Annotated in this window: 7 protein-coding genes; 5 read left to right on the top strand and 2 right to left on the bottom strand. The window is 46.2% G+C overall.

The genetic code is table 11. From position 1 onward, the window contains the following. The first annotated feature begins 290 nt into the window (after nucleotides 1–290). From K4039_RS26240 to K4039_RS26225, 4 genes are all read left to right on the top strand, one after another. Nucleotides 291–677, top strand: coding sequence for a DUF2281 domain-containing protein (locus K4039_RS26240; RefSeq protein WP_265239438.1), 387 nt, complete (start codon nucleotides 291–293; stop codon nucleotides 675–677). Then, the gene (locus K4039_RS26235) at nucleotides 664–993 is read left to right on the top strand and encodes a type II toxin-antitoxin system PemK/MazF family toxin (protein ID WP_265239437.1); all 330 of its coding nucleotides are present in this window, start codon (nucleotides 664–666) and stop codon (nucleotides 991–993) included. The genes K4039_RS26240 and K4039_RS26235 overlap by 14 nt, the downstream gene beginning before the upstream one ends. 278 nt (nucleotides 994–1,271) lie before the next feature. After that, nucleotides 1,272–2,417 (top strand): iron-containing alcohol dehydrogenase family protein, encoded by a 1,146-nt coding sequence (locus tag K4039_RS26230; protein WP_265239436.1) that lies wholly within the window; start codon nucleotides 1,272–1,274, stop codon nucleotides 2,415–2,417. A gap of 236 nt (nucleotides 2,418–2,653) precedes the next feature. Continuing rightward, nucleotides 2,654–3,838 carry an aspartate aminotransferase gene (locus K4039_RS26225; RefSeq protein ID WP_265239435.1) on the top strand — a complete coding sequence of 395 codons (1,185 nt, stop codon included), beginning with the start codon at nucleotides 2,654–2,656 and terminating at the stop codon, nucleotides 3,836–3,838. A gap of 153 nt (nucleotides 3,839–3,991) precedes the next feature. Here the strand turns inward: K4039_RS26225 and K4039_RS26220 are convergent, their stop codons facing one another. Together K4039_RS26220 and dapF are read right to left on the bottom strand one after the other, a co-directional pair. Further along, nucleotides 3,992–5,137 carry a hypothetical protein gene (locus K4039_RS26220; protein ID WP_265239434.1) on the bottom strand — a complete coding sequence of 382 codons (1,146 nt, stop codon included), beginning with the start codon at nucleotides 5,135–5,137 and terminating at the stop codon, nucleotides 3,992–3,994. 287 nt (nucleotides 5,138–5,424) lie between these two features. Continuing rightward, nucleotides 5,425–6,261, bottom strand: coding sequence for a diaminopimelate epimerase (dapF, locus tag K4039_RS26215; protein ID WP_265239433.1), 837 nt, complete (start codon nucleotides 6,259–6,261; stop codon nucleotides 5,425–5,427). 194 nt (nucleotides 6,262–6,455) lie between these two features. Between dapF and K4039_RS26210 the strand changes: the two genes are divergently transcribed. Next, entirely contained in the window at nucleotides 6,456–6,668 is a 213-nt protein-coding gene (locus tag K4039_RS26210; RefSeq protein ID WP_265239432.1) for an RNA chaperone Hfq, read from the top strand. Nucleotides 6,669–6,704: the final 36 nt, after the last annotated feature.

The raw sequence follows: 6,704 nt of genomic DNA, 5'->3' as shown, positions 1-6,704 counted from the left end.
TATTTATGTAAGTCTTTTAAGATAATTAAATTTTTGTTTGAGTTTTTCACAAACGAACATAAATTTGATTTCCCCAAAATCCATCAATACACCTATACATAGAAAATGATTTAGGATTGCTATAGCAGGAAATAGCAGCCCACCTCCAACGATTAAAACCACAGAGGTGAGGAACTTTAGTCGGTTATATTGTTGGACTGGCTATAATCAGGAACGCTCTCACGTTTAAGAGTCGTGATAAAATATGTAGGTAACGCAGAAATCTAACAAAGCGGAAGGGTAAAAATCCCATGAAACAAACTATTAATAATATCGAAAAAAGCGTGGTCAAAAAATTGCGACTTTTGCCTATAGAAAAACAAGAGGAAGTGCTCGATTTTGTGCAATTCCTCTTGTACAAAGCACAACCGACAAAGCAGTTTAACATAAGTTCAAAATCTAGCACTTCGTCAACAGAAACACGACTGGATATCAGGCGCTGGCTACTCAAAATACTACAGACAAAGCCGTTGAGCGTAAGTTCAGAATCTAGCACTTCGCCAACAGAAACACCGCCTCTCAATCGCTCGCTATTAGACGGCGAAGACTATTTAATTGACCCAGCTATTACTCGTAGCCATGATGCTTTTTTGAAAGGTTACGCACCCGAAGACGAAGGACTTTATGACGACTATTGACCCTGGTGATTTTTGGGTAGCAAATATTCCCTTTACAAGCGGCGCAGGCTCTAAAAAACGCCCCATACTTTTACTGTGGTTGGATGGAGAGGATATTGTAGTAGCAGTCGTCACCTCTGCAAAACCCCGCAGCCAAACTGATGTATTTCTTAAGGATTGGTCTGCCAGCGGTTTGCGCGTTGCTTCAACAGTACGCTTGTCTAGATTAGATTGTCTGGAAAAGTCTTTGTTGCTAGCGAAAATCGGGCAAATTTCTCAACCGGATGCAGCAGCAGTGAAACGAGTCTGGGATTTGTACGTTAAGCCTCAATTCTAATGATAAGACCTCTTGCAAAAATCACAAATTATCTTGAAACTATCTGCGTTTATCTGTGTTTATCTGCTTTTGATCTGCGGTTCCTCTATTAATCAAAGATTTATGCAAGAGGTCTATAGTTCGATCGCCCCTCAACCTCCCCCATACCCACCCCAACCACAATAGTTAATAAAAACTTTACAAAACTTACCAAGTCGCCCAACACGAGTTAGAGTTATCCTAGAAAATCCAGCAATCCTGCAAAGCGTCAACCTTCCCGTAACTCATCCAGTGGTTCGATGACTCAAACCCAAAGCACAAAAACTACCAACACAACCGCAATTTATTCCTTGACAATTGCTCCCGCCCGTGTATTGCGGGGTCAAAAAGCCTTAGCACAAGCCGGAGATGCGATCGCCCGTTTCGGAAAGCGGCCGCTAATCGTCGGCGGCAGCAACTCCCTCGCCGCCGCCCAACCCTACCTGCAACCAATCCTCGAACAGCAGCAGTTAAAATCCGCCCAAACATCATACGGCAAGGATTGCAGCGAAAGAAGCCTCGAAACCCTCCGCGCAGCAGCCGCCACCCATGAAGCCGACTTCATCATCGGTGTCGGCGGCGGCAAAGCCTTAGACGCAGCGAAACTCGTCGCCCATCAGTGCAAAATCCCGATCGTCACAATACCCACATCAGCAGCCACCTGTGCCGCTTGGACAGCCCTTTCTAACATTTATTCAGAACAAGGTGCATTCCAATACGATGTCACACTAGCCAGATGTCCCGATTTATTGATACTCGACTACGGCTTAATTCAAACTGCACCACAGCGGACATTAATAGCAGGAATTGGAGATGCGATTGCCAAATGGTACGAAGCATCAGTCAGCAGCGGACACTCAGAACAAACAATGATAATTGCCGCCGTCCAACAAGCTAGAATCCTGCGCGATATCTTATTCCAAAAATCCGCCGCCGCCCTCAAAGAACCCGGTAGCGAAACCTGGCAAGAAGTCACAGATGCGGCCGTATTGCTAGCAGGAGTAATTGGCGGCATCGGCGGAGCCCAATGTCGCACCGTCGCCGCCCACGCCGTCCACAACGGCCTAACTCATCTATTAGCAAGTCACGGCACATTGCACGGAGAAAAAGTCGCCTACGGCATTTTAGTGCAACTGCGGTTAGAAGAAATGCTGCAAAACAATCAACTCGCAGCCACCGCCCGACAGCAACTGCTAAAATTCTACGCCGAGATTGGATTGCCCCAAACTTTAGACAATCTAGGACTCGGAGACGTTAGCCTCACACAATTGCAGCAGGCCGCCGACATAGCCTGCAATCCCGACTCTGACATCCACAGACTGCCGTTTAAAGTCGTACCCGAACAATTAATGGCGGCGATGGTTTCTACTACCGCACCTGTGGGAGAATTGAAAATCAAGCATTAAAACCTTTTGTAGTAAGGACTAAAGTCCTGAAAAAACAGTGCTAGAAAGCAATACGGTTTCGTTAAGTCCGATCCCCCCTAACCCCCCTTAAGAAGGGGGGGACAAGAGTATTCTCAAAGTCCCCCTTCTTAAGGGGGATTTAGGGGGATCTCCGGGTGTTAACTAAACCGTATTGTGCTAGAAAGGACTGAAGTCCTGACTACAAACCAGGAAAACTGACAACTGACAAAAAACAAATGACTTTGGATTGGATTAGCCCTGCTGACAGGTTGCAAACACTACCGCCCTACGTATTTGCCCGTCTCGACGAACTCAAAGCCCGCGCCCGCGAACAAGGACTAGATTTAATAGACTTAGGAATGGGAAACCCCGACGGTGCCACTCCTCAACCAGTAGTAGAAGCCGCCGTCGCAGCCATCCAAAATCCTGCAAATCACGGCTATCCACCCTTTGAAGGAACTGCTAGTTTTCGCCGCACAATTACCAAATGGTACAGCCGCCGCTACAATGTTGAACTCGATCCAGAAAGCGAAGCATTGCCTTTATTGGGTTCCAAAGAAGGTTTAGCACATTTTGCGATCGCCTACATCAATCCCGGCGACTTAGTATTAGTACCGAGTCCCGCTTATCCCGTATTATTTCGCGGGCCAATCATTGCCGGTGCCAAAGTTCATAACATCATCCTAAAACCCGAAAATGACTGGGTAATTGACTTAGGTTCGATTCCCGACAGCGTAGCCGAACAAGCAAAAATTCTCTACTTTAATTATCCCAGCAATCCGACCGGAGCCACCGCCCCCCGCGAATTTTACAAAGATATTGTTGCTTTCGCCCACAAACATCAAATCTTGCTAGTTCATGACTTGTGTTATGCGGAGTTAGCCTTTGACGGCTATCAACCGACAAGTTTATTAGAAATTCCCGGCGGCAAAGAAATCGGCATCGAATTTCATACGATGTCAAAAACCTATAACATGGCCGGCTGGCGAGTGGGTTTTGTCGTAGGAAACAGCAAGATAATTCAAGGTTTGCGAACGTTAAAAACTAACCTAGATTACGGTATATTTTCCGCTTTGCAAACCGCAGCAGAAACTGCGCTGCAATTGCCGGATAGTTACTTGCACGAAGTGCAGCAACGCTACCGCACTCGCCGCGATTTTATGGTTGCAGGACTGGCAGAATTGGGGTGGAATATTCCTAAACCTCTGGCTGCAATGTATCTCTGGGTTCCTTGCACTCCAGGGATGAGTTCTACCGATTTTGCTTTGAATGTTTTGCAGCAAACGGGTGTGGTTGTGACTCCTGGTAATGCTTTCGGCCCTGGCGGCGAAGGATATGTGAGAATTAGTTTGATTGCAGATTGCGATCGGCTGGGAGAAGCTTTGCGACGCTTGAAACAAGCTAATATTCGCTATCAATAGTCATTGGTCAGTAGTCATTGGTCATTGGTCATTGGTCAGCAGCAAACAACTAATAACTGTAGAATCAAGACATCGGACAAATAACGTCAGCCAACAATTAATAACCAATGACTACTGACTGCTGACTACTGACTACTGACTACTGACCAATGACTATAACGTTTTAATTTGCTCGATCGCCCAGCCAAAAGTTTCCATAACTTGCTGGAGGGCAAATTCGTCTTCCAAAGTAGATAAAGCCAGACTCGGAGACCTTCTCTCTCCAGGTTCTGTAGGTAGCGAGAGACCGATCGAACTCAGCTTGTTTCTCAATTCCAGCCAATTTTGTTCTGCATTAAACGGCGGCTGGGAACCATAATTGTCAGCAGAAATCTCCATTCTGCCAGCAATATCTACAGTGAATAACTGATATAGTTTTTTTCCCCTGTGATGCAACCCGGCGGCAAAACCGCCGTAGGTGTCCCCCGTTCCCCAATTGATTTGAATTTCGGGTTCTTGATTTTTCGCCCAAAGGTATATGGATTTTGCGATTCGCGCCTCATCTGCGCCCCTTCTAGCCTTGATTTCGGCAAAAAATGACAATTCATCCCAGCGTCTTCTTTCGCGAGTTGTGCTGGATTTTTTCTGCTGTGCTTCTGCTGTCTGACCGATGACTCTGGGAACCAATGTTTTTAAACCATCTTCACTGACATATTGCTTAATTTCCAGGGCTAAAACTTCAACCGGATCCATTTGTTCGTTGAGAAATTCCACAACTCGGCGCATTTCAGCGGAAATCTCGTCAGCTACAAATACTAGGCGAACTTTACCCGCTTGCAAATTAGTTTTAACCTTCTGCCAAAATAGGTCTTCATTCACATCTTCACCGAGAAACTCTTCAAAAATCTGTTCTGGATCGCGACCCCGATCGCGACAATTAGCTTCAAACAGAGCAATAATAGAATCGATCGGCCAATAAACCAACGCATTAGCAGCATAGTCGATCGACTGACCCAACACTTTTTGCCGCAGTTCGGCATTAGGAGTGCGCCTGACATCCACCAAAGTAGGAACGGCATTTTGGTCGAGAAATAAGTGATCCAGCGACCATTGGACGGCTGTTTCCTCATCCGTGGGCGTTGCTGCTTCCCGCGAAATTAACAGCCACCTCCGCGCCGTCGCGCGATCGATTTGGTCTCCAGCGATCAAGTTAGGATAAGTTACTAGCAAGTCTTGTAACTGGTCTTCCGAGTCGTAGGGCTGTTCCATCATTTCTACCAGCCTGTCGTCGTCCTGAATCAGATAAATACCTCCAGCCATGCACATTCACCTAGTAAATTTTAGATTTTAGATTTTAGATTTTAGTCAGTTGTCATTGGTCATTAGTCAGTAGTCATTAGTCAGTAGTCTTCAGCCAATGACTTCAGAAGGCGCAGGGCATTAGTCATTCAGCATTCTTCATAATTAAAAAATTAAAGAAAAATTTTGAATTCAAGAATTTTTCTTATTTGTCAATTCCACCAAAAACTGCTTCTGACTAATGACCAAAGACTAATGACCAAAAACTAATGACCAAGGACTAATGACAACTGTCAACTGTCAACAGACTACTGACAGCCAGTAAATACTCGCTGTGCCGGCCCAGTCATGTAAATCCGCCCAGAAACTTCTGCCCATTCGATTTCCAAAACGCCGCCGGGGAGTTCAACAGCAGTTGCCCGATCGCACTTCCCGACCAACACCCCAGCCACCACAGCAGCACAAGCACCAGTCCCACAAGCTAGAGTAACACCTGCGCCCCTTTCCCACACCCGCATTTTTACGTAGTTCGATCGTATAACTTGAATAAATTCCGTATTGGTACGCTGCGGGAAGACCGGGTGGTGCTCGAATTGAGGTCCGACATTTTCTAAAGCAACAGCCGAAACATCGTCTACAAAAGTAATGCAGTGAGGATTACCCATGCTAACGCAGGTAACAGACCAAGATTTACCGGCAACATCGATCGGCACATCTATCACTTTCGCATCCGGTGCAGCTAAAGTTGTCGGAATTTCCGCAGCCAGAAGCCGGGGAACTCCCATATCCACCTTAACTTGACCGTCCGATCGCAATTCCGGGCTAATCACACCCGCCAGAGTGTGGATGCGGTAGTCAGTTTTTGCCTTCTCACCTTCCAAATCAGCGATAAACTTAGCCAAACAGCGAATCCCATTGCCGCACATTTCCGGTTCCGAACCGTCGGAATTAAAAATCCGCATCGTATAGTCAGTGCCGTTTTGACCCGGAAGAGCAAAAATCACGCCGTCTGCGCCAATGCCAAAATGTCGATCGCACATTTCGACAGCTTGTTCTGGTGTTAAAACTGGTTCTGAGGAGTGGCGGTTGTCAATCAGAATAAAATCATTGCCCAGGCCGTGATACTTCGCAAACTCGATCGGCATAAAAACAAACCTCTTTTGGTTAAAACTGATTAGTTGATACACTGCATAAAGTCATTAAGTCATTACTCATTTGCCAGTTGCGTCCCGCCCGGATGTCATTAGTTCTCAATCCTCACTCCTCAGTTGGCCACCCTACGACTAATGACTAATGACTAATGACCAATGACCAATGACCAAATTACCCATTTCCCAGTATGTCTGAATTTGAGACCGGATTGCCCAGCATTCGCTTAATACAAAGCTACATCAAAGAAAAAGAACAGGTAGAGATCAAACTCATGACCGGCGACTTGCTAGCCGGCAGAATTTTTTGGCAGGACAATAGCTGTCTTTGCCTCCTAGATCCCTCAGAAACACAAATTATGATTTCGCGATCGGCAATTGCCTATATTAAACCCAACAAGTGAGGAGATGGGAAGAGGGGGAGAGGGGGAGATGGGGAG

The sequence above is a fragment of the Lyngbya sp. CCAP 1446/10 genome (assembly GCF_026130175.1).
In the GTDB taxonomy this organism is placed as follows: domain Bacteria; phylum Cyanobacteriota; class Cyanobacteriia; order Cyanobacteriales; family Microcoleaceae; genus Microcoleus.
This window is presented reverse-complemented; position numbering and strand designations above follow the sequence as displayed.